Raw genomic sequence first — 22,788 nt, forward strand, 5'->3', positions numbered from 1 at the left:
CCTAAATTTAAGAAATTATTGTTAATTTATTTCCTTTTTTTTATAAAATACTACCTTTGGCAAAATTTATAATAGTTGAGTAAACTAAATATTATTAATTACTACGAACAAATTGTAACTGAAAAACGATTTGTTCAATTTCTATCAAAAGAGAAACAACAGATTCAGATTTCGAATTTGATTGGATCTTCATTGTCTTTTGTTATTTCAGAAAGCTTTAAAAAGGTTGATAAACAGTTTTTATTAATTTTTAATGATAAAGAAGAAGCCGCTTATTATTTAAATGATTTAGAACAATTATTGAATGATAAAGATGTACTTTTTTATCCAGGCTCTTACCGAAGACCCTATCAAATTGATGAAGTTGATAATGCCAATGTATTATTACGGTCTGAAGTTTTAAACCGATTAAATTCACGAAAAAAACCAGCTGTAATTGTAACGTATCCCGATGCACTTTTTGAACAGGTTGTTACCAAAGCTGAACTTAATAGAAACACATTAAAAGTTAGTGTTAATGATAATTTAAGTTTAGATTTTGTAAACGAAGTGTTATTTGAATATCATTTTAACAGGGTTGATTTTGTTTCTGAACCCGGTGAATTTTCAGTTCGCGGAGGAATTATTGATGTATTTTCATTCTCACACGATGAACCTTATCGAATTGAATTTTTTGGTGATGATGTGGATAGCATCAGAACTTTTGACGTTGAAACACAACTTTCAACTGAAAAATTAAATAAAGTTAGTATAATGCCTAATGTTGAAAATAAAACATTAGATGAAAAACGTGAGAGTTTTTTAAAATATATTTCTTCTAAAACAGTTGTTTTTACAAAAAATCTAGATCTTTTTTCAAATAGGCTAGACAAACTTTTTGCCAAAGCAGAGGACGAATTTAAAAAATTATCAACCGCAATAAATCACGCCGAACCAAAGGAATTATTTTGTGACGGTGAACTAATTAAAAAACAATTACAAGATTTTACATCTGTTGAAATTGTAAATGTTCAACATTCTGAACTTGATTCAGAAACTCATAAAAAAATTCTAAAACAGTCAGAAAAGAAATTAATTACTTTCAATACAAAACCTCAGCCTGCTTTTAACAAACAATTCGATTTATTGATTGAAAATTTTCACCAAAATACTAAAAACGGATATACAAATTACCTCTTTTGTGATTCACAAAAACAAGCCGACAGGTTTCATGATATTTTTGATGATGTTGATACAAAAATTGAATACAAAACAATTGTTTTTCCGTTGTATCAAGGGTTTATTGATGTAGAAAATAAATTAATTTGTTATACCGATCATCAAATATTTGAACGTTATCATAAATTCCGACTTAAAAATGGGTATGCGAAAAAGCAATCCATTTCGTTAAAAGAACTAACCAATCTTGAAATTGGAGATTATGTAACACATATTGACCATGGTATAGGAAAATTTGGTGGGCTTCAAAAAATAGATGTTGAAGGGAAAAAACAAGAAGCCATTAAATTAATGTATGGCGAACGTGATATTTTATACATCAGCATTCATTCTCTTCATAAAATATCAAAATACAACGGTAAAGACGGTAAAGCTCCAAAACTGCATAAATTAGGATCTGGTGTTTGGAAAAAACTTAAACAAAAAACCAAATCACGTATTAAACTTATTGCATATAATTTAATTGAATTGTATGCTAAAAGAAAAATGCAAAAAGGGTTCCAATACAAACCAGATAGTTATTTACAACACGAATTAGAAGCTAGCTTTTTATATGAAGATACTCCAGATCAATCTAGTGCAACACAAGATGTAAAAAACGACATGGAAAGTGAACAACCAATGGACCGGTTGGTTTGTGGTGATGTTGGTTTTGGGAAAACCGAGATTGCTATTAGAGCTGCTTTTAAAGCTGTTGATAATGGCAAACAAGTTGCTATTTTAGTGCCAACAACAATTTTGGCTTTTCAACATTTTAAAACATTTAGTGAGCGTTTAAAAGATTTTCCAGTTACAGTAGATTATTTAAACAGATTTAGAACTGCAAATCAGCGTAAAGGAGTTTTGGCGGGGTTAGAAGATGGTTCTATTGATATTGTTATTGGAACACACCAACTTACAAACGTATCTATAAAATATAAAGATCTAGGACTCTTAATTGTTGATGAAGAACAAAAATTTGGTGTTGCTGTAAAAGACAAATTAAAAACAATTAAGGAAAATATTGATACCTTAACGCTAACTGCAACTCCTATCCCTAGAACATTGCAATTTAGCTTAATGGCTGCTAGAGATTTATCAATAATTAGCACACCTCCCCCAAACAGAGTGCCTATTGAAAGCAATGTTATTCGTTATAATGAAGAAGTTATTAGAGATGCTATTCGTTATGAAATTCAACGTGGTGGACAAATATTTTTTATTCATAACAGGATTGAAAACATTAAAGAAGTAGCTGGTTTATTACAACGTTTGGTTCCAGATGCAAAAATTGGAATTGGACATGGTCAAATGGAAGGTAAAAAATTAGAGAGTTTAATGCTTGCTTTTATTAATAATGAATTTGATGTATTAGTTTCTACAACTATTGTTGAGAGTGGTTTGGATGTGCCAAATGCAAATACTATTTTTATAAATAACGCCAATAATTTTGGCTTGTCTGATTTACATCAAATGAGAGGAAGGGTTGGACGTTCAAATAAAAAAGCATTCTGTTATTTTATAACGCCTCCATATCATATGATGACAGATGATGCAAGAAAACGAATAGAAGCAATTTCACTATTTACCGATTTAGGAAGTGGTATAAACATTGCCATGAAAGATTTAGAAATTCGTGGAGCTGGTGATTTATTAGGTGGCGAACAAAGCGGTTTTATAAATGATATTGGTTTTGATACATATCAAAAAATATTGAATGAAACTATTGAAGAATTAAAAGAAAACGAGTTTAAAGACTTGTATAAAGAAACATCAGACGAGCCGAAAGAATATGTAAAAGAAATTCAAATTGATACTGATTTTGAAATTTTGTTCCCAGATGATTATGTAAATGTAATTTCCGAACGCTTAAATTTATATAATAAATTAAGTGAGCTTAAAACCGAGGAAGAATTAAAGAATTTTGAACAGGAATTAATAGATCGTTTTGGGGAATTTCCTGCTCAGGTAGAAGATTTATTAAATAGCGTTCGTATAAAATGGATTGCAAAAAAATTAGGTATTGAACGATTGATTTTAAAGAAAAATAGAATGATTGGTTATTTTGTTTCAGACCAACAAAGTTCATTTTATCATACTCCTATTTTTACAAAGGTTTTAACGTATGTTCAAAAGAATCCAACCACTTGTGTTATGAAAGAAAAAGAAACCAAAGCTGGCTTGCGATTATTACTAACATTTATTAAAATAAACTCGGTTGAAAAAGCCTTAAACACACTACTTACTATTGAAAAGTAATCATTTTACCCATCTTATTGAACTTAATATTGCAGTATTGTTAGTTAGCACTTCTGGAGTATTGGGAAGGTACATTTCAATGCCTCCTCCTATAACAATTTGGTGGCGATGTGTTTTTGCTGCAATAATTTTAGGGTCTTATTGCTGGTATAAAAAAATTGATTTAAAAATACTCCATAAAAGAGACTTAGCAACTATTATTATAAGCGGATTACTTTTTGGAGCTCATTGGGTTACTTATTTTTATGCGTTGCATTTGTCAAATGTAGCTATAGGAATGCTTTCTCTTTTCACTTATCCCGTTGTAACCGCTTTATTAGAACCCTTGTTTTTTAAAACTAAATTAAACAATAAGCATGTTATTTTAGGTTTTGTGGTTTTGGTTGGAATTTATTTTTTAACACCTGAATTTGACTTGAGTAATAATTACACAAAAGGAATTCTTTTTGGGCTGGTTTCTTCCGTTTTTTATGCAATTAGAAATATTTTAATGAAAAAGAAAGTCGCAAATTATCATGGCTCTATGCTTATGTTTTATCAAATGGTAATAATAACATTAGTTTTATTGCCAGTTTTATTTATTTTTGAAGTAAATCCAAATATAAATGATTGGTCTGCGTTAATTGCTTTGGCTTTATTTACTACATCAATTGGCCACACTTTATTTGTAATGAGTTTTAAAAACTTTTCAATAAGTACGGCAAGTATTATGAGTAGTATCCAGCCTATTTATGGAATTTTATTTGGCTTGTTATTTTTAAATGAAATACCTGCTTCAAAAACAATTATTGGTGGAGTTTTAATATTAACAACAGTTGTAATTGAAAGTTACAGATCTAAAAAATATAATTAATATGGAATTTTTCAGAATTATTGATAAACAAGTTACGGAATCCATTATTCAGGATAAAGTTACTCCTGATCATTTAGAAAATTTTACCGAAAGTATGTTTCTTCTTGAAGAAAGTGGAAACAATTTTCAAGGCGCAACACTTTGGGGACCGTTTTTAATAAGTTACGATAAAATAAAAGGCGGTGTTAGGTTTACATTGTTAGATTGTCCAAATGCTTTGTCCTGGACAATAACTACCGGTTTCCCTCCTGAAAGAGAAAAAATAGTTTTGCATGCAACTATTAATCGTACTCAAAAACCTAATGAGTTTTTAGAAGAAGTTAAAGAGTTTTTGGATGAATGGGAAGCTGGATTAAATAGCCAATTTTAAATTGTAAATTCCATTTTAAAATAATCATTTACATCTACAACCATCATTCCAGCTTCTTCTGCAGCTTGCATTCCTAAAATACCATCTTCAAAAACAACACAATCTTTTGGAGCAATACCCATTAATTCTGCACAAGTTAAAAATGTTTCTGGATGTGGTTTTGGATTTTGAATATCGTTTGCAGTTATTACAATATTAAAATAATGACTCATTTTGATAACTTCCAAAGTTTTTTTCGCGCCATTTTTAGTACTTCCTGTCCCAATAGACATCGGTAAAATTGTATGATATTTTCTGATTACATCTGCAACTATTGAAATTTCTTTGGTTTCATTTATCATTTTTTGAAAAGACTCTCCTTTTACCTTACCCACTATAATAGGATTCATATTCGTCCCAAATAATTCATTTAATCTCAAAATGGTTGCTCCTCTCGGTTTACCAGTTAATGATTTAAATAATTCCGCATTAAAATCAATTCCATAAGGTAAAACAGCTTCGCGCCACGACAAAAAATGATTTTGCATGGTGTTTGCAACGGTTCCGTCTAAATCAAAAATAAGTCCTTTTACATTTTTAGAAATTTCAATCATTTTCATTAATTTAAGGCGCAAAAGTACAGTTATTATTTCCTTTTTTAAAGATTGTTTATATTTCTTAATAAAAATTTAAACTGCTTCAAATAATTTTCCTGGCAATGGCTTTACTACACCTTTCATTTCTAAATTAAATAAAATTGTAGTTGCTTGATAAATAGGAAGTTTACAATTAATTGCAATCATATCTAACACTTCTTTTCCGTTTTTCAACAAGAAATCATACACTAATTGTTCTGTTTCATTTAACTCAACAAATAATTGTTTTTGAATGGGTTTCAACTTTTTATCTTCTAAATTCCAATTTAACATTTCAATTAGATCAATTGCCGAAGTTAAAATGGCTGCTTTATTTCTTTTAATTAAATCGTTACAACCTTTGCTATAATTATCGGTGGTTCTACCAGGAACAGCAAATACATCTCTGCTATATGAATTCGCAATATCAGCAGTTACTAAAGACCCTCCTTTTTCTGCAGATTCAATTATAATAGTTGCCTCTGAGATTCCTGCTACAATCCTATTTCTTTTTAAAAAATTTTCTCGTTGTAAAGCATCGTCATGCCAAAAATCAGTAATAAATCCTCCTTTTATATTAATATCAGAAACATACTTTTTATGAGTTTTAGGATAAATTTCCTCAAAACCATGTGCTAACACTCCAATAGTTTGCAATTCGTTTTTAAGGGCTGCTCTGTGCGCACAAATATCTACTCCATATGCAAATCCACTAACAATAATTGGATTGTATGGTTTTAAGTCTGCTATTAATTTTTCACAGAAATCCCTCCCATAACTTGTAATATTTCGTGTTCCAACAATACTTATTATTGGTTGAAGTTCAATATTAAAATTACCATCTTTAAAAAATAATATGGGGCCATCAATACAGTGTTTTAACTTTTCAGGATATTTTTTATCTTCAAAGTAAAAAGTTTCAACATTATTTTTTTGAATGTATTTGAGTTCTTTTTCAGCTTCTTTTAAGTTGTTATTATCAAACAAATGTTTGGTAGCAAAAGATCCAATTCCATTAATTTTTTGTAGCATTTGCTGCTTCTCTTTCAGCACATTTTTTGCGCTTCCGCAGTGAGAAATTAGCTTTTTTGCGTTGATATCTCCAATACCTTTTGCGCGCTGTAACGCCAAAACGTACAACAATTCTTCTTCAAGCATATTTTAACAATTTGAATGTCAATATATAAAATTATTGTTAATAAAAAATGTAACAACTCTTTATTTTTAGGCTAGTTTTCTATTATATTTGTTTAGATGACAATAGCAAAATACATAAGCGATTTATTATATAGATATGAATGTGTAATTGTACCAAATTTTGGAGGTTTTGTATCCAACGAGATTTCGGCAAAAGTAAATCACTTTACACATACGTTTTATGCGCCTTCTAAACAATTAACCTTTAACTCACATTTGAAAAATAATGATGGATTATTGGCAAATTATATAGCTTCGGCTGAAAACATCTCCTATTTAAAAGCTCTTGAAATAATTAATAAGGAAGTTGAATCTTGGAAATCTTCATTAAAAAATGAAGAGATTGAAGTTGAAAATATTGGTTCTTTTACTTTAAATAAAGGCGGTAACTATATTTTTGAACCAACCAGTTCAACAAATTATTTAACATCCTCTTTTGGATTAAGTTCTTATGTTTCGCCTGCTATTAAACGCATTACTTACAAAGAAAAAGTAGCTCAATTAGAAACTATTGCACCTATTCTTCCATCCGAAGAGAAGAAACGTAAAACTCCTGCTTTTATTAAATATGCAGCGGCGGCAGCAATTATTTTTGCTTTAGGAACACTTGGATTTAAAGAATATCAAAAAATTGAATATAATAACTTAATTGTTGAAGCGAATCAACAACAACAAAAAGTAGAAAAATCTATCCAAGAAGCTACTTTTGTTATTAGCAATCCTTTACCTACAATTACATTAAATCTTACTAAAGAAACTTTTAATTATCATATTATTGCTGGTGCTTTTAGAGAACCTGAAAATGCAGAAAAGAAACTTCAACAATTAGTAGATAAAGGTTTTGATGCTAAAATTTTAGGTTTGAATAAATGGAACTTAACACAAGTTTCATATGAAAGTTTCAACTCTAAAAACGATGCAATTAATAGATTAAATGTTATTAAGAAAACTGAGTCTAAAGACGCTTGGTTGTTAGTAAAAGAATACTAAAATTCAAATTTTCACCTTCTTCATATTTTTCAGAAAATAGCCATATCTTTGCCAAAAATTTAAAAGACATGGTAAAAACACCTAAAGAATCTTTAACTGTATTAACCGATATGGTTTTACCTGGGGAAACAAACCCTTTAGGAAATTTATTTGGTGGTGAATTATTAGCACGTATGGATAGAGCTTGCAGTATCGCTGCGCGTCGTCATTCCAGAAGAATTGTTGTTACCGCTTCTGTAAATCACGTTGCTTTTAATAAAGCTGTACCTGTAGGAAGTGTTGTTACTATTGAAGCCAAGGTTTCTCGAGCTTTTAAATCTTCTATGGAAATTTATGTTGATGTTTGGAGTGAAGACAGAGAATCTCAGAAACGCACAAAAGTAAATGAAGGAATATACACATTTGTAGCTGTTGATAGAACAGGAACACCAATTGCAGTGCCCCAAATTAAACCTGAAACCCAACTTGAAAAAGAACGTTTTGAAGGCGCTTTGCGCAGAAAACAGCTAAGTTTAATTCTTTCTGGTAAAATGAAACCTTCAGACGCTACTGAATTAAGAGCTTTATTTCTTAGTTAATTATTACATTTTATAAATCCAAGTAGCTGGATTTTCCATTTTTGTATTGTTAGACAAGACAAAATCTAAAATGGTTTTACCTGTAATTTTATCTGTAAAAATTGTTCCAATTACTTGTTTAGTAGTTACTTTATCGCCTTTACTAACCACAACATTTTCTAAATTTTTATAAACAGTTATGTAATTACCATGTTGTATTAATAAGGCCTTCTTATTACCAGACATAACTTGTACAGCCAATACAACTCCATCAAACACTGCTCTTGCTTTACTTCCTTTATCGGTAGTTATTCTTACTCCATTACTTTGTATTGTTATACTTTTTACAACTGGATGAGGTTGCTTCCCAAAATAGGTGGACACAAATCCTCTTGCCACTGGCCAGTCTAATTTCCCTTTGTTTAACTCAAATTTAGACGCTAATTCTTTTGCCTCAGGAGTTAACGCAAAAGTTGTGGAACTTGTTTTTGTCCTGCTATCTGATTTTTTATTAGAAGCTGCAATTGCATCTCTAATTATTTTATCTATTTGAGCATTTATTCTGCTTTCTTCCCTAACAAATTGCTTAATTTGTCTTTTGTATTTATTTTCCTTTTGTTTTACCTGGCTTAATAAGCTTTCTTGTTCTTTCTTTTCTTTTTCTATAACAGATTGCTCTTTTTTCTTTTCATCTAAAAGTGCCTTTTTTTTATTCTTTTTAACCTTTAAAGAGTCTGTTAAAGTTTGTAATTCTAATGTTTTAATTTGAATATCTTCTCCTTGACTTTTTCTAAAAGAAGTATATTGTTTCATATACTGGAACCTTTTATAAGCCTGAAAAAAGTTTTCAGAAGATAGTAAAAACATAATTCTACTATTTTGAGATTTACTTTTATATGATTTATAAATCATATTTCCATAATCCTTTTTAAGCGCCTCTAAATCACGTTTATTCTGGTTTATTTCCAGTTGATTTAAATAGATTTCATTGCTAAGTTCTTTAGATTCATTTTCAATTGCATTGATTAAATCTTCTCTGGTATTTATTTTTGCGTCTAAATCTTTGAGGTCACCTAGTAAGTTTATTTCTTTTCTTTTGGTGTTAGAAAGTAAGGCATTAATATAAACCTGATCCTTTTGAAGTTGCACACGACGCGCTTCTAAAACTTGCCTTTTTGATTTTTGAGCAACACTATTTACACTCAATAATAATGATAATAAAAAAAGTAGGTAAGCTAATTTAAACTGCATTATTTTAAACTAATTTCTTTGTATCCACTTGGAATTGAAAACGGGAAAGTTAATTTTTCATTAAATTCTACCGTTCTATACTCCATATTTATAGTTGTTAATTTTTTGTGATCTATGGCTCTAATATTAATATTTTCAGGGAACTGATCTCCTTTAATCACTTGATAATTTGGATAAGAAACCGTTAATAATTGTTCCTTTTCCTGATTTCTAATTTCTTGTTTGTTTAATTTAAAATTTTTTGGATTCATAAAAAATAAAATCCCAAATAAGTCATTGTCTTTTTTAGGTTTAATTTCATACAAATTGTTATCAATTCTTGAATCGTATTTCCCTTTTCTTAAATTTAAAACTGCCTGCCCAAGTAAAATATTCTGAACTTTTTCATAGTCTAATTCTGTTCCCAGCCATTTACTTAGTAAAGAAAAATCTCCATCAAAATAAGTTCTTTGTAATTTTTCATAATAAGTAACTCTACTTGGTGTAATTTTTACTTTAGCCACTGGAAATCCTAATTTGGTTGCACTCATCCAAATGGTTTTATCCTTTTCTAATCGTAATTTAATACTAAAATTAACTGATGTTTTATTGTCTCTATATTTTGCATTTATTTTAGCATTTATAGTTTTATGGCTAAAATCAGAATTGTAGTGATTACTTATAATTTTTTTAGTTGAAATTGCATTTACATTATTTGCATCTACAACATTTTTATTTGATTTACACGATGTAAAAATCAATAAAATTAATAGTACTATTTTTGAAAATAATTTCATTTAATTTACTTGTTTTAACTTTTCCGCTTTTTGTTTGTATTTTAAAGCTTCTTTTTTATTATTTAATCCTTCATAGCCAATAATTAACTGATTGTAAAAATCGACTTCCATCTCAACATTATCTATCACAAAATCAATGCCAATTATTAAAACGTCAATTGCTTCAGTATATTTTCCAAGCTTATTTAATGCAAAACCATTTAACCTATATAAAAAAGGTTGAGCTGGATATAATTCTAAGGCGTTTTTGCAATCGGTATTTAATAGTTCAAAAAGGTTGTTCTCAACTTCATATTTCAATATTTTAAGCAAGGTTTTATATTCCTTATTTTCTTTATATAGATTTTTTAAAAACTCAATACCTTTATTTTCAGTTCCCTTTTTAAGCGCTTCAATTTTCCTCTTTTCGGTTGATTTTCTATTTGTTAAATATGCTTTAAATCTTCTAATTCTTGAAGTTGATAACGCGTTTTCTTCAATTGTTGTAATTAATTTCTCTGCGCTTTCAAAATCTCTGTTTTGCATATAAAGCAACACTAACTGATCTGAATATGTTGGTTTTTTTTCAATGATCTTTTTTTGAATTTCAATAGCATCATCATAATTTCTTTGTGATTTCAAAATTGAAACTTTATGACTTAAAAGATAAATATTTTCCGGATCTTTTTCAATTGCCTTATTTATAAAAAGTTCAGCTTCAAAATACTTTTTTAACAACAAGTAGTTTTTAGAAAATTCAAATTCTACCGCTAAATTTATTGAATCAATTTGGTAACATTTTTCTAAGCTTTCTATTGCCTTTGAGTAATTATCAACAGCTTTTTCTTTTAATGCCTCAAAAAAATGAGTTTGAAATTTTAAATCAGAATTCTCAGCCAAAGTTGGTTTTTGGGCATAAGAATAACTGGAAATGAAACCAATCCCAATAACTATTAAAATATGTAATTTGTTAAAACTCATTTAATCGGCAATATACAATTTATTGAAATTAAATCCCTTTAGGAATTGCATCAATTAATTTTTGTGTGTACTCAGTTTTAGGGTTTTTATAAACCTCATCTGCATCTCCAACTTCTTCTATTTTCCCTTTATTCATAACAACTAATTGATCTGCCATATATTTTACAACCGACAAGTCATGAGATATAAAAATATACGTAAACCCAAAATCTATTTTTAGCTCGTTCAATAAATTTAAAACTTGTGCCTGAACCGAAACATCTAACGCTGAAACCGACTCGTCGCAAATTATTAATTTTGGCCTTAAAGCAATAGTTCTCGCAATTCCTATTCGCTGACGCTGTCCTCCTGAAAATTCATGAGGGTATCTATAAAAATGCTCCTCTTCTAATCCAACACGTTTCAAAATATCAAATACGTAGCTTTTTCTTTCGGAAGTTGATTTTAAAATTCCGTGAACTTTCATTGGCTCCATGATTGCGTTTCCAACTGGAATTCTAGGATTTAAAGAAGAAAACGGATCTTGAAATATTATTTGAACTTCTCTTCTAAACTCTTTCAACTCTTTTTTTGAGAGCTGAGTTACATCTTTTTGTTTGTAAAAAAACTCACCTTTGGTTGCTTTTTCTAAATGCAAAATAGTACGCCCTAATGTGGTTTTTCCACAACCCGACTCCCCAACCAATCCTAAAGTTTCACCTTCAAAAAGCTGAAACGAAACGCCATCAACCGCTTTAACTATAGTTGGTTTTCCAAAAAAGAAATTACCATCAGATTTAAAATAAGTTGAAATGTTTTTAACTTCCAACAACGGTTTTTTAATGTAAATTTTAGAATGAAATTCTTCTCGTTGTTTAGTTGAATAAATTTCAGACTCTTCTGTTTCATTTATAAAATCTTGAACCGTTGGCAACTTTTTTAATCGCTCTCCTAGTCTTGGTTTAGAGTTTATAAGTGCTTTGGTATAATTATGTTTTGGCTTTTTAAAAAGCTCCTTTGCATTTCCTTGTTCAACAATTTTTCCTTGATACATAACCAAAACATTGTCTGCTATTTCTGAAACCAAACCTAAATCATGAGTTATAAATATAATACTCATTTCAGTTTCCTTCTGCAACTCTTTTAACAACTCTATAATTTCTTTTTGAACAGTTACATCTAAAGCTGTTGTTGGCTCATCTGCTATTAAAATTTTGGGCTTACAGGCAATTGCCATAGCGATCATTACACGTTGTTTCTGACCACCAGAAAGCTGATGAGGGTATTGATTAAAAATAGTTTCAGCTCTTGGTAATTTAACTTTATTAAATAATTCAATTACTTGTTTTTTAGCATCTGATTTTGATATTTTCTTATGCTGCAATAAAATTTCCAATACTTGAAATCCACATGTTAAACTTGGATTTAAAGAGCTCATTGGTTCCTGAAAAATCATAGAAATTTTATTACCTCTTATTTCTCTAAACTGCATATCATTTAAAAAAATAAGATTTTTATCTTCAAATAGTATTTCTCCAGTAATATTAGTTTGTTTTTTTGGTAATAACCCTAATATAGCTAGTGATGAAACTGATTTCCCACTCCCTGACTCACCAACAATTCCTAAAATTTCGTTTTTATTTAAACAGTAGGAAATATTATTAATAACATTATCAGATTTAAATGAAACTGATAAATTTTTTACTATTAACATACATATGCTTTTATATTTGATAAAAATACGTTTTTATAAATGGCTTTTAAAAAGTGAAAAGCAAAATATTTCCTTTAATAAATTAGTTGTAAAAAATAAACTCAATAATAACAACTCAGCAGTATGTATTTTCCATAAAAAAGTATGTAAATGCCATCTAAAACGCTTAATTTCAACAACAAACAGTTAGATTTGTTAAATATTTGGTAATTTTTAATATTTTAGAGAATAATTTAAAATTCTCATGATATGAAAAAAAACTACTTACTTAAAAAATCTTTTATTAATTTAAAATTACTGTTTTTAACATTTATATTATCTTCTTATTTTGGATATTCACAAAGTATAAATCCTTGGGTGAAATCGTCAAAAAATAAAAAAAATAATATCTTACAAAATAGAAATCAAATTTCAAATGATTTTCAAGTGTACAGTCTTGATGTTACTACACTAAAAAAAGCTTTATCAAGCTCTCCAAAAAGAGGAGGTTATTTACAAAAATCAGGTACTGTAATAGAATTCCCAAATACTAATGGGGAATTTGAACGCTTTAGTATTTTTGAGGCTTCAGTAATGCACCCGGATTTACAAGCAAAATACCCAGACATTAAATCATATGCCGGTAAAGGAATTGATAACCCTAGTGCTATTATTCGTTTTAGTATTTCTCAATTAGGTTTAAAAACCATGACAATTGCTGCAGGAAAAAATGCAGTATTTATTGAACCTTATACGGATGATTTTTCTCAATATATGGTTTATGGCAAACAATCTAAAGATGCATCATTAGATTCTTTTGAATGTTTAGTAAAAGATGATGTTTCAAACAAAATTGCCGCAAAAAATAGTGTAGTTGCAAGACCAAATGCTGATGACGGTATGTTAAGAACATTTAGATTAGCAATGTCTGCAACTGGAGAATATACACAGTATTTTGGAGGCACGAAAGCAAATGCTTTGGCTGCTATAAATGCAACTATGACTCGTGTAAATGGTATTTTTGAAATTGATTTTGGAGTTACAATGGAGCTAATTGCAAATACTGATGCTGTAATTTATACAGCTGCAAATAGTGACCCTTATACAACAAGTTTAAACAGTCAATTACAATCTACACTAACAAGTGTTATTGGTGAAACTAATTACGATATTGGACATTTAGTACATAACGACAGTAATAATGGTAACGCAGGTTGTATTGGTTGTGTTTGTGTAAACAACCAAAAAGGTAGTGGTTTTACTTCTCATACAACACCTGAGGGTGATAATTTTGATGTGGATTATGTTGCACATGAAATCGGACATCAATTTGGAGGAAATCATACTTGGACATTTAATGGAAACGAAGGTACAGATGCTCAAATGGAACCTGGAAGCGGTTCAACTATTATGGGTTATGCAGGTATAACAGGAGCAACAGATATTCAAGCGCATAGTGATTCTTATTTTCACGCAATATCTATACAACAAATAACTAATTATGTTAAAACAACTAGTTGCCAAACAAACACTCTAACAGGAAATAGTGTTCCAACTGCATTAGCAGGTGGTGATTACACAATTCCAAAAAGTACACCATTTATGTTGTCGGGTGACGGAGCAGATGCCGACGGTAATAGTTTAAGCTTTTGTTGGGAACAAATGGATGAGAACAATGCTTCTTCAACCTATCCAAGCGCAACAGCCGCAACTGGTATTGCATTTAGGTCTTTTTCACCTACAACATTAAAAACAAGACTATTTCCTGAATTATCAACTGTTTTAGCAGGGAACACCTCAACTCAATGGGAAGCTGTTCCAGATGTAGCAAGAACATTAAATTTTAGATTAACAGTTAGAGATAATGTTGCTGGAGGTGGTGCAAATAACAGCGATGATATGGTGGTAACAGTAAATGAAACTGCCGGACCATTTGTAGTTTCATTTCCAAACTCAGCAATTACATGGAATGTTGGACAGTTACAAACTGTAACTTGGGATGTTGCCGGAACAAATACTGGAGCTGTAAATTGCCAAACTGTAAATGTTTTATTGTCTACTAATGGAGGAAATACATATCCAATTTCATTAGTAACTGGAGTAGCAAATAATGGGTCTGCACAAGTAACTGTTCCAAACAATATTGGAACTCAAAATAGAATTAAAATTGAAGCTGCAGATAACATATTTTATGATATCTCTAATACTAATTTTTCTATTGAAGAAGAAGTTGTTTGTAATGCAACAGTTCCAACAAGTTTATTTTCATCAAATACAACTGCTTCTGGCGCTACTTTAATCTGGAATGCTGTGTCTGGCGCAACATACATTGTGCAATACCGAGAAGTTGGCACCTCAACATGGGTGTCTGAAAACACTGGATCCACGACCTTAAATTTAACAGGATTAAATCCATTAACTCAATATGAAGCTCAAGTTCAAAGTGTTTGTACTAGTTCTAGTTCAGCATTTAGTTCGTCTGTAAACTTTAGTACATTAGATCAAGTTTTAACTTATTGCGCATCAAAAGGGAATAGTGTTGCTGATGAATATATTAGTCGTGTACAAATAGGTACAACAGATAATTCCTCTAGTGCAGGTAACGGTTATAGTGATTTCACTTCAATTTCAACAAGTTTAGATAAAGGACAAGCTGTTACAATAACAATTACACCTACTTGGACCGGGACTGTTTATAATGAAGGCTATGGAGTATGGATTGATTACAACAAAGATGGGGATTTTTCGGATTCTGGAGAACAAGTTTGGACAAATACAGCGTCTAAAACTACTCCTGTGAGCGGAACATTTACCATACCTTCAACAGCAGTAACAGGCACTACAACAATGAGGATTTCCATGAAATATAATGGAATTCCAACATCTTGTGAAACTTTTAGTTATGGAGAAGTTGAAGATTATGCCGTTGTAATAGCTGCTTCTGACCCTGATACACAAGCACCAACAGCACCAACATTAAACGCAAGTAATGAAACAGAAACCACTGTTGATTTAACATGGAACGGTTCTACTGATAACGTTGGGGTTATAGGTTACGATATTTTTCAAAATGGAAGTCTTTTAACATCGATATCAGGAACTTCTTACCAAGTAACAGGTCTGGCCTCTGGAACTTCATATAATTTTACAGTTAGAGCCAAAGATGCTGCTGGGAATATTTCTGGTGATAGTAACACTGCCATTGGAACAACAACTGCTCCAGATACACAAGCACCTACTGCACCCGCTTTAGTTACAGGTAACGAAACGGACAATTCAGTTGATCTAAATTGGAGTGGTTCAACTGATAATGTTGGAGTAACTGGGTATGATATTTACCAAGATGGAAGTTTTTTAAATTCTGTAACAGGTACATCTTATCAGGCAACAGGATTAAACTCGAACACAACTTATAACTTTACCGTAAGAGCTAAAGATGCCGCTGGTAATGTTTCTATTGATAGTAATACTGCAACTATTACTACCTTAGAAGGGCAAACAAGCTCAACAACTATCTTACATCAAGGTTTCTTTGAGTCTGGATGGGATGGCTGGGCAGATGGCGGAAGTGATGTTGCTCGTTATACTAGTGGCACTTATTCTTATGAAGGCAATTCCTCTATTCAACTAAGAGATAATTCCGGTACTGCTTCAGCAATGACACTTTCGGGGATTAATGTAAGTTCCTACGACTCAGTTAAAATAGAATTCTTCTTCTATTCGCGTAGTATGGAAACTGGTGAGGATTTTTGGGTAAGATATTACAATGGGTCTTCCTGGACAACTGTTGCTTCTTATGCACAAGGTACTAGCTTTAACAATAATAGTTTTTATACTGCAACTGTAACTTTAGATAAGGCTAATTTTAATTTTCCTTCTAATGCGGAATTCAGATTTCAATGTGATGCATCAGGAAATGCTGATTATATTTACATTGATCAAGTTACCATTAGTGGTATTATAGGAACTGGAACAGCTAGAAATACTGACGGTATTAACTATTTAAGATCTCTAGATGAGGTAGCTGAAAAAGAATTTGAAAATGAAATAGATGATTTTATTGTATATCCTAACCCTGTAAAAGGTAGTTACCTAAGTATTAAAATGAATTATATTAATGCAAATACTACATTTAAAATATCCAATGTTTTGGGCCAAACTTTAAATTCTGGAAATGTTAATGGTGCTATTAATGTTAGTAACCTAAAAACTGGAATTTATATTATTGAAGTAAATGATGGTGAGGAAGTAATGACTAAAAAGTTTATGAAACAATAAAATAATTGAATTTTAAACTAATAAAAAACCCGAGAATATTTTCTCGGGTTTTTTTATGTAGTTTTGTCAAAATTTAAAATGAATGAATTACCTCTCGGTTGAAAACATATCAAAAGCATTTGGGGAAGTTGAACTTTTTAGTGACATTTCTTTCGGAATAAATAAGGATCAAAAAATTGCTTTTATTGCAAAAAATGGTACTGGTAAAACTTCCATGCTTAATATTATTGCCGGCCTTGATAGCCCGGATACGGGTCAGGTAATTTCTCGAAAAGACTTAAAAATTGAATACCTTTCTCAAGAAGAAAATTTAGATTTCGAACTAACTGTTGAACAAACCATTTTTAATTCTGATAACGAAACTTTAAAAGTTATTGAAGAATACGAACACGCATTGCAAAACCCATCGGACGAGGTTGCTTACCAAAAAGCGTTTGAAAAAATGGAACGTTTGAACGCTTGGGATTTTGAAACACAATACAAGCAAATTTTATTTAAATTAAAATTAGAAGATTTAACTCAAAAAGTGAGTTCATTATCTGGAGGCCAACGCAAAAGATTGTCCTTAGCTGTAATATTAATTCATAAACCCGATTTATTAATTTTAGATGAACCAACAAATCACCTAGATTTAGAAATGATTGAATGGTTAGAAGATTATTTTAAAAAAGAAAAAATAACGTTGTTTATGGTTACGCATGATCGCTTTTTTTTAGAGCGTGTTTGTGATGAAATTGTGGAATTAGATAATGGAGGTTTTTATACTTATAAAGGAAATTATTCTTACTATTTACAAAAAAAAGAAGAACGAATTGCCGCAGAACAAGCAAGCGTAGATAAAGCCAAAAATTTATTTACAAAAGAATTAGATTGGATGCGCAGACAGCCAAAAGCTAGAACCACAAAATCTAAAAGTAGAATAGATGATTTTTACAAAATAAAGGAAGAAGCCCATAAACGCAGAAATGACCATAAAGTTCAGTTAGAAATTAATATGGAACGTATGGGTTCTAAAATTTTAGAGCTTCATAAAATTTCTAAATCTTTTGGCGATTTAAAAATATTAGACAAATTTGACTATAATTTTTTGCGCGGGGAGCGTATTGGTATTATTGGGAAAAATGGGACAGGAAAATCTTCATTTTTAAATATAATTACTGGCGGAATTCCTGTGGATTCTGGTAAAGTTGTGGTTGGTGAAACTATTAAATTTGGGTATTATACACAAGATGGAATCAACCCAAAACCAGGACAAAAAGTTATTGAAATTATTAAGGAATACGGGGAGCAGATTCCATTAACAAAAGGAAGAAGCCTTTCAGCAGCTCAATTACTTGAACGTTTTTTATTTAGTAGAAAAAGACAATATGATTTTGTTGAAAAACTAAGTGGTGGAGAACGTAAACGTTTGTATTTATGTACTGTTTTAATTCAAAATCCAAACTTTTTAATATTAGATGAGCCAACCAACGATTTAGATATTATCACTTTAAATGTACTTGAAAATTTTTTATTAGATTTTCCTGGATGTTTACTCGTGGTTTCTCACGACCGTTATTTTATGGATAAAATTGTGGATCATTTATTTGTATTTAGAGGTGATGGTGTTGTAGAAGATTTCCCTGGAAATTATTCCGATTTTAGAACATACGAAGATTCTAAACCAAAAGGAGAAGTTGAAACAACTAAAAAAATTGATACCCGAGTAAAAACAACGGTTAAAGCCAAACTAACTTTTAAAGAGAAAAAAGAATTTGACTCTCTTGATAGTGAAATTGAAACGTTAGGAATTCAAAAAAGTGAAATTGAAGCTAAATTTTTGGATGGTTCTCTTTCTGGAGAAGAAATTAATGAACTTTCTATTAAACTTCAGGAAATTAATTCTAAAATAGACAAAAAAGAAGAACGTTGGTTTGAACTTTCTTCAATGTTAGAAGAGCAGTAAGTAGATCCCTAACTGCGTAGGTATGACAACCTTTTAAAATAAATATTCTTATTTGTCATTCCTGTGAAGATAAGAAACTGATTTTACTTTGGCTCCAAATTATTGCTGTAAAAGATCCCTAACTGCGCAGGTATGACAGCCTTTTAAAATAAATATTCTTATTTGTCATTCCTGTTACAACAGGAATCTAATTTTACTTTGGCTCCAAATTATTACTGTGAAAGATACCTGTGTGTGCAGGTATGACAAAACAAATCACCTTAAATATGTACAATATTTAATTCTTCAATTAAAGGTTCATTATTAAATCGCAATAACAACTGTGCAATAGCAATGGTATCTTTCTCGCAATACGTAACAATACGTTTAAGGTTTTTTTCTTTGTAAAAAACCCCGCCAACTTCACTTCCGCTTATATCATCTTTTGGAGAAGGAATCCCCAATATTGAGGTTAGTAATTTTAATGAAGTATAATGCTTATAATCTCCAAATTTCCATAACTCCATAGTATCTAAATGTGATACTTCCCAAGGCTTTTTCCCGAATAAATTCAATTTTTCTGGCAATTCTATTTGGTGAACTATCATTCTACGAGCTATAAAAGGAAAGTCAAACTCTTTACCATTATGGGCACATAATAAATGTTGAGGCTTATTAAAATGTTTATCTAATAAATTTTTAAACTCTTCTAAAATTTTAAATTCATCACCAAATAAGGAAGTGACTCTAAATTTCCGATCACTGGATTTAAAATTTATAAAATAACCGACCGAAATACATACAATTTTTCCAAATTCAGCCCATATTCCAGCACGCTCGTAAAATTCTTCAGGAGTAAATTCCTCTTTTCGTTGATACTGAGTTTTTAAAGCAAATAGCTCTTGTTTCTCTTCTGTTAAGTCCTTGTAAAACTCATTTTCAGGTACGGTTTCAATATCTAAAAACAAGATGTTTTCAAAATTAATTTTAATATTCATAGCTTTTTTTAAGCCTAAATATAACAAAAAAAGCATCCTTATTTAAATAAGGATGCTTTTTTAAAGATTATTTTTTTAATCTTAATTGATTAATATTTTTTTAACAGATACTTTATCATCTTCTTCAACTTGCACAAAATATAGTCCCGTATTTAAATTACTAACATTAATGGTTTCATTTGCGCGCACCGTATTTTGGTAAACCACACTTCCTAAAATTGAATAAATTACTACATACTTTTCTAATGAACTTTTAGTAGTAATTGAAATTATACCATCCCTAACCGGGTTAGGATATACATTAAAACCTTCTATTTGGTTTTTTACAACGCCTAAAGATCTATTTGAGCTTGGATCTCCTGGTGTTGGTTCAGCAACAACCCAGCCCGTCGCCGTTCTTTGAATTGATTCTTCTCCACTTGTACTACCAACATTCACATTTTCAAACCCTTGTGCAGGGCCATCTTTTGCTTCAAAAGCACTAGAACCATAGTTAAATAAAAATTCAACCACATTTCCATCACCATCAATCAATGCTACACCGGCACCTTTAGGATGACCTAACGAGATGTCAGGTACATCTTTCCAAAGAATACTATTATCTAATCTTTCTGTTAAATCAATTATTTTATACACTTTACGATTAGTACCTTCGTAAAAAGCTAAACTCCAACCTGATAAGTCAGTTTCTCCAACTCCAGTTAGTTCTATACCAGGTTTCGAACCTGTATAATTAATTTCAGAAATGTAAACATCTTGCCCAAAACTAAGGCCTGTTATAAATAGGGTAAATAATAGTAAGTATAAATTTTTCATTTGTGGGGGATTCAAAATTTCGAAGCGAAAATCTATATAATACTTATATATAGCAATTTATCGTGAAAAAAGTTTGCTAATGGTACGTTTTAGCAAATAAATGGTTAAGGTTTTCCCATACATAAGTAAGTTTTTACACAATTCTCAACTAAAATTTAACACTAGTTTAAATTCAACCTCTTTAAACTAAAAGATCGTTTGAATAGAATACTTTTAATATACAATCAGTTTTCGGGTAGCAATTTTGCCTTCTTCTTCAATTTTTACAAAATAAATACCTCTGTTTAGGTTAGAAATATCTATTGATTCTTGTAATTGTAGTTTTTTTCGGTAAACTTGTTGTCCATAAATTGAATAAATATCAACTTGCTTATTCGCGTTGTTGCTAGATGACATATACAGCACCCCATCTGAAACAGGATTTGGGTACATCTTAAAACCTTCTATTTGATTTTTGACAACTGATAAACCAAAATCATTATTAATTCCAGGTGTACCTAAATCTCCAAGTCCATAGGCTGTGGTTGCAGCTCCCCAGTTAGAACCAGTATCATTAGATACATTATTGTATTCATACAAGTGTAATTCCATACTTTCACCAGCATTGTTTGGGAAATTGGTGTCATCATAATACACTTGATCTATAATAACACTTCCCATTTCTACCGGAGTTGTTATTATTATTTCGTCAATAGATGATAAAGTAAAGCTAACAAAATCATAATCAGCATTAAAATTTCCATTTTCTGCAAAAATTGAATTTCTTGCAAAAACAGCATATCCCCCAGATGGCACGATAACTGATGAATTTATTGGATGAGATTCTGATCCATTATCTGAAATCACCCAACCATTCAAATCAATATCAGTTCCTGTAGTATTGTAAACTTCAAAGTATTCTCCGTTAGCATCTGTAACAGCGCTTGGATTATGCATTATTTCTGTAATTATTATAGATCCAATATTAGGCGCTACATTTCCACTTAAAACAACCGTTTTACTTACAGCTCCAGAACTATTAGCGGTAACATTTTCACTATAATTTCCAATATTTAAATCCGTATTTAATCTCACGTAAATAGTTGTATTTACAACTGTTCCACTGCTTGGAGAAAGGTTAATTGATGTGCTAAAACTACCCCCTGTAGTTTCTGAAATTTCAAAATTTGTTGGGGCTGTTAACACAATATCGTTGGTTAAATTTGTGCCAAAAACCACAAATGTTCCTTCTCCTGATGGTCCAGAACCAAATTCATAAATCATTCCGGCAACAGTATTACTTGCTAGAATTGCAGGCGTAGCCTTAAACGACTGAACATTATTAATTACTCCTTCAGTTTCTGGTGATGAAGCATTCCAAGTAAAGTCTTCATAATAAGTGCCATCTAGGCCTGTCAATTGTAAAGATTCACCAACTGGATCTGATCCATCTTCAAAAACGCCAATATCAACTGATGTTACACCAATTGCTAATCCATCCGTTGCGGTAAAAAAGCCTTCATAACTTAAAAATTGTACAACAACGTTATTTGGATCTAATAACGCAATTCCTTCAATATCATTTTGAATATTTAAATGAGCAAACCAAACGGTACCTCTATCATTCTGCTGGTTTAGTATTGAACCTGATAATGTTTTAGTGTCATAAACAGTTCCGTCTACACCATTATAGAACAACAAACTCCATCCTGTTAAATCTGTTCCTGCCGGTCCGGCAATTTCCACTCCCTCACCAGAATCTGAACCTCCATTATCATAATGAATTTCATTTATAAATACTTCAGTTTGGGCATAAGAAAATATGGTTACAAAGATTGCAACCCACAAAAGGTAGTTCTTTTTCATAGAATTAAATTTTAATTTTATTAATAGCTTTTTCTCAAAAATAAAAAATTTCTTTTTAAAAAAAAGTTAATTTGCTGTTTTACAAGGCTAAAACACCCTAAAATTAACAAACCGCACGAAAACATTAACAAACTGTAAGGTTTATGTTAGCTTAACGTTATTCTTTTAATTACTTTAGTTCTTATTGTTTTGAAATTATAATTAATGGTTACTTTTGAATGTTTTTACTGT

General features: G+C 30.5%; 16 protein-coding genes. 7 read left to right on the forward strand and 9 right to left on the reverse strand.

All coding sequences use genetic code 11. The annotated features are described in order from the left end of the window. Nucleotides 1–75 precede the first annotated feature (75 nt). The 3 genes from mfd to CHB63_RS06595 are packed head-to-tail and all read left to right on the forward strand — an operon-like array spanning nucleotide 76 to nucleotide 4,679. Complete coding sequence (gene mfd, locus CHB63_RS06585; protein ID WP_089377667.1) at nucleotides 76–3,456, forward strand: transcription-repair coupling factor; 3,381 nt, start codon at nucleotides 76–78, stop codon at nucleotides 3,454–3,456. Further along, nucleotides 3,446–4,309 (forward strand): DMT family transporter, encoded by an 864-nt coding sequence (locus tag CHB63_RS06590; protein WP_089377668.1) that lies wholly within the window; start codon nucleotides 3,446–3,448, stop codon nucleotides 4,307–4,309. Before mfd ends, CHB63_RS06590 begins: the two co-directional genes overlap by 11 nt. Before the next feature lies 1 nt (nucleotide 4,310). Further along, nucleotides 4,311–4,679, forward strand: a complete 369-nt coding sequence (locus tag CHB63_RS06595; RefSeq protein ID WP_089378114.1) for a hypothetical protein — start codon at nucleotides 4,311–4,313, stop codon at nucleotides 4,677–4,679. On the opposite strand, the gene CHB63_RS06600 is transcribed toward CHB63_RS06595, so the two are convergent. Further along, nucleotides 4,676–5,272, reverse strand: a complete 597-nt coding sequence (locus CHB63_RS06600; RefSeq protein ID WP_217898402.1) for an HAD-IA family hydrolase — start codon at nucleotides 5,270–5,272, stop codon at nucleotides 4,676–4,678. The genes CHB63_RS06595 and CHB63_RS06600 overlap by 4 nt on opposite strands. A gap of 75 nt (nucleotides 5,273–5,347) precedes the next feature. Beyond that, a complete protein-coding gene (gene dprA / locus CHB63_RS06605) occupies nucleotides 5,348–6,451 on the reverse strand; it encodes a DNA-processing protein DprA (protein ID WP_089377670.1) in 1,104 nt (367 codons plus the stop codon). A gap of 96 nt (nucleotides 6,452–6,547) precedes the next feature. Between dprA and CHB63_RS06610 the strand changes: the two genes are divergently transcribed. Together CHB63_RS06610 and CHB63_RS06615 are read left to right on the forward strand one after the other, a co-directional pair. Beyond that, entirely contained in the window at nucleotides 6,548–7,480 is a 933-nt protein-coding gene (locus CHB63_RS06610; protein WP_089377671.1) for an HU domain-containing protein, read from the forward strand. Nucleotides 7,481–7,548: 68 nt separating this feature from the next. Beyond that, nucleotides 7,549–8,058, forward strand: coding sequence for an acyl-CoA thioesterase (locus CHB63_RS06615; protein ID WP_089378115.1), 510 nt, complete (start codon nucleotides 7,549–7,551; stop codon nucleotides 8,056–8,058). Between the two features lie 3 nt (nucleotides 8,059–8,061). Here the strand turns inward: CHB63_RS06615 and CHB63_RS06620 are convergent, their stop codons facing one another. Genes CHB63_RS06620 through CHB63_RS06635 form a run of 4 tightly spaced genes read right to left on the reverse strand, consistent with a single transcriptional unit; the run spans nucleotide 8,062 to nucleotide 12,717 of the window. After that, nucleotides 8,062–9,288: a murein hydrolase activator EnvC family protein gene (locus CHB63_RS06620; RefSeq protein WP_089377672.1), complete on the reverse strand. Its 1,227-nt coding sequence runs from the start codon at nucleotides 9,286–9,288 to the stop codon at nucleotides 8,062–8,064. Beyond that, entirely contained in the window at nucleotides 9,288–10,064 is a 777-nt protein-coding gene (locus CHB63_RS06625) for a DUF4292 domain-containing protein (protein ID WP_089377673.1), read from the reverse strand. Before CHB63_RS06625 ends, CHB63_RS06620 begins: the two co-directional genes overlap by 1 nt. Then, a complete protein-coding gene (locus CHB63_RS06630; RefSeq protein ID WP_089377674.1) occupies nucleotides 10,065–11,024 on the reverse strand; it encodes a tetratricopeptide repeat protein in 960 nt (319 codons plus the stop codon). A 28-nt stretch (nucleotides 11,025–11,052) separates the two neighbouring features. Continuing rightward, the gene (locus CHB63_RS06635) at nucleotides 11,053–12,717 is read right to left on the reverse strand and encodes an ABC transporter ATP-binding protein (protein WP_089377675.1); all 1,665 of its coding nucleotides are present in this window, start codon (nucleotides 12,715–12,717) and stop codon (nucleotides 11,053–11,055) included. Nucleotides 12,718–12,966: 249 nt separating this feature from the next. On the opposite strand from CHB63_RS06635, the gene CHB63_RS06640 reads away from it, so the two are divergent. Both CHB63_RS06640 and CHB63_RS06645 read left to right on the forward strand, forming a co-directional pair. Beyond that, nucleotides 12,967–16,974: a reprolysin-like metallopeptidase gene (locus CHB63_RS06640; protein ID WP_089377676.1), complete on the forward strand. Its 4,008-nt coding sequence runs from the start codon at nucleotides 12,967–12,969 to the stop codon at nucleotides 16,972–16,974. An 82-nt stretch (nucleotides 16,975–17,056) separates the two neighbouring features. Beyond that, complete coding sequence (locus tag CHB63_RS06645) at nucleotides 17,057–18,919, forward strand: ABC-F family ATP-binding cassette domain-containing protein (protein WP_089377677.1); 1,863 nt, start codon at nucleotides 17,057–17,059, stop codon at nucleotides 18,917–18,919. Nucleotides 18,920–19,179: 260 nt separating this feature from the next. Here CHB63_RS06645 and CHB63_RS06650 read toward each other — a convergent pair whose 3' ends face one another. The 3 genes from CHB63_RS06650 to CHB63_RS06660 form a co-directional block, all read right to left on the reverse strand. After that, nucleotides 19,180–19,896 carry a 3'-5' exonuclease gene (locus tag CHB63_RS06650; protein WP_089378116.1) on the reverse strand — a complete coding sequence of 239 codons (717 nt, stop codon included), beginning with the start codon at nucleotides 19,894–19,896 and terminating at the stop codon, nucleotides 19,180–19,182. Nucleotides 19,897–19,977: 81 nt separating this feature from the next. Next, nucleotides 19,978–20,712, reverse strand: a complete 735-nt coding sequence (locus tag CHB63_RS06655; protein WP_089377678.1) for a T9SS type A sorting domain-containing protein — start codon at nucleotides 20,710–20,712, stop codon at nucleotides 19,978–19,980. Between the two features lie 213 nt (nucleotides 20,713–20,925). Then, nucleotides 20,926–22,557, reverse strand: a complete 1,632-nt coding sequence (locus tag CHB63_RS06660; protein WP_089377679.1) for a lamin tail domain-containing protein — start codon at nucleotides 22,555–22,557, stop codon at nucleotides 20,926–20,928. Nucleotides 22,558–22,788: the final 231 nt, after the last annotated feature.

Origin of the sequence: Lutibacter flavus (assembly GCF_900188355.1) — a bacterium.
Taxonomy (GTDB): Bacteria; Bacteroidota; Bacteroidia; order Flavobacteriales; family Flavobacteriaceae; genus Lutibacter; species Lutibacter flavus.

Coding starts and splice junctions, on each gene's coding strand:
- CHB63_RS06645 (WP_089377677.1), top strand. CDS start 17,057: ATGAATTACCTCTCGGTTGAAAACATATCAAAAGCATTTGGGGAAGTT.
- CHB63_RS06630 (WP_089377674.1), bottom strand. CDS start 11,024: ATGAGTTTTAACAAATTACATATTTTAATAGTTATTGGGATTGGTTTC.
- CHB63_RS06615 (WP_089378115.1), top strand. CDS start 7,549: ATGGTAAAAACACCTAAAGAATCTTTAACTGTATTAACCGATATGGTT.
- CHB63_RS06660 (WP_089377679.1), bottom strand. CDS start 22,557: ATGAAAAAGAACTACCTTTTGTGGGTTGCAATCTTTGTAACCATATTT.
- CHB63_RS06655 (WP_089377678.1), bottom strand. CDS start 20,712: ATGAAAAATTTATACTTACTATTATTTACCCTATTTATAACAGGCCTT.
- CHB63_RS06620 (WP_089377672.1), bottom strand. CDS start 9,288: ATGCAGTTTAAATTAGCTTACCTACTTTTTTTATTATCATTATTATTG.
- dprA (WP_089377670.1), bottom strand. CDS start 6,451: ATGCTTGAAGAAGAATTGTTGTACGTTTTGGCGTTACAGCGCGCAAAA.
- CHB63_RS06650 (WP_089378116.1), bottom strand. CDS start 19,896: ATGAATATTAAAATTAATTTTGAAAACATCTTGTTTTTAGATATTGAA.
- CHB63_RS06610 (WP_089377671.1), top strand. CDS start 6,548: ATGACAATAGCAAAATACATAAGCGATTTATTATATAGATATGAATGT.
- CHB63_RS06635 (WP_089377675.1), bottom strand. CDS start 12,717: ATGTTAATAGTAAAAAATTTATCAGTTTCATTTAAATCTGATAATGTT.
- CHB63_RS06640 (WP_089377676.1), top strand. CDS start 12,967: ATGAAAAAAAACTACTTACTTAAAAAATCTTTTATTAATTTAAAATTA.
- CHB63_RS06595 (WP_089378114.1), top strand. CDS start 4,311: ATGGAATTTTTCAGAATTATTGATAAACAAGTTACGGAATCCATTATT.
- CHB63_RS06600 (WP_217898402.1), bottom strand. CDS start 5,272: ATGATTGAAATTTCTAAAAATGTAAAAGGACTTATTTTTGATTTAGAC.
- CHB63_RS06625 (WP_089377673.1), bottom strand. CDS start 10,064: ATGAAATTATTTTCAAAAATAGTACTATTAATTTTATTGATTTTTACA.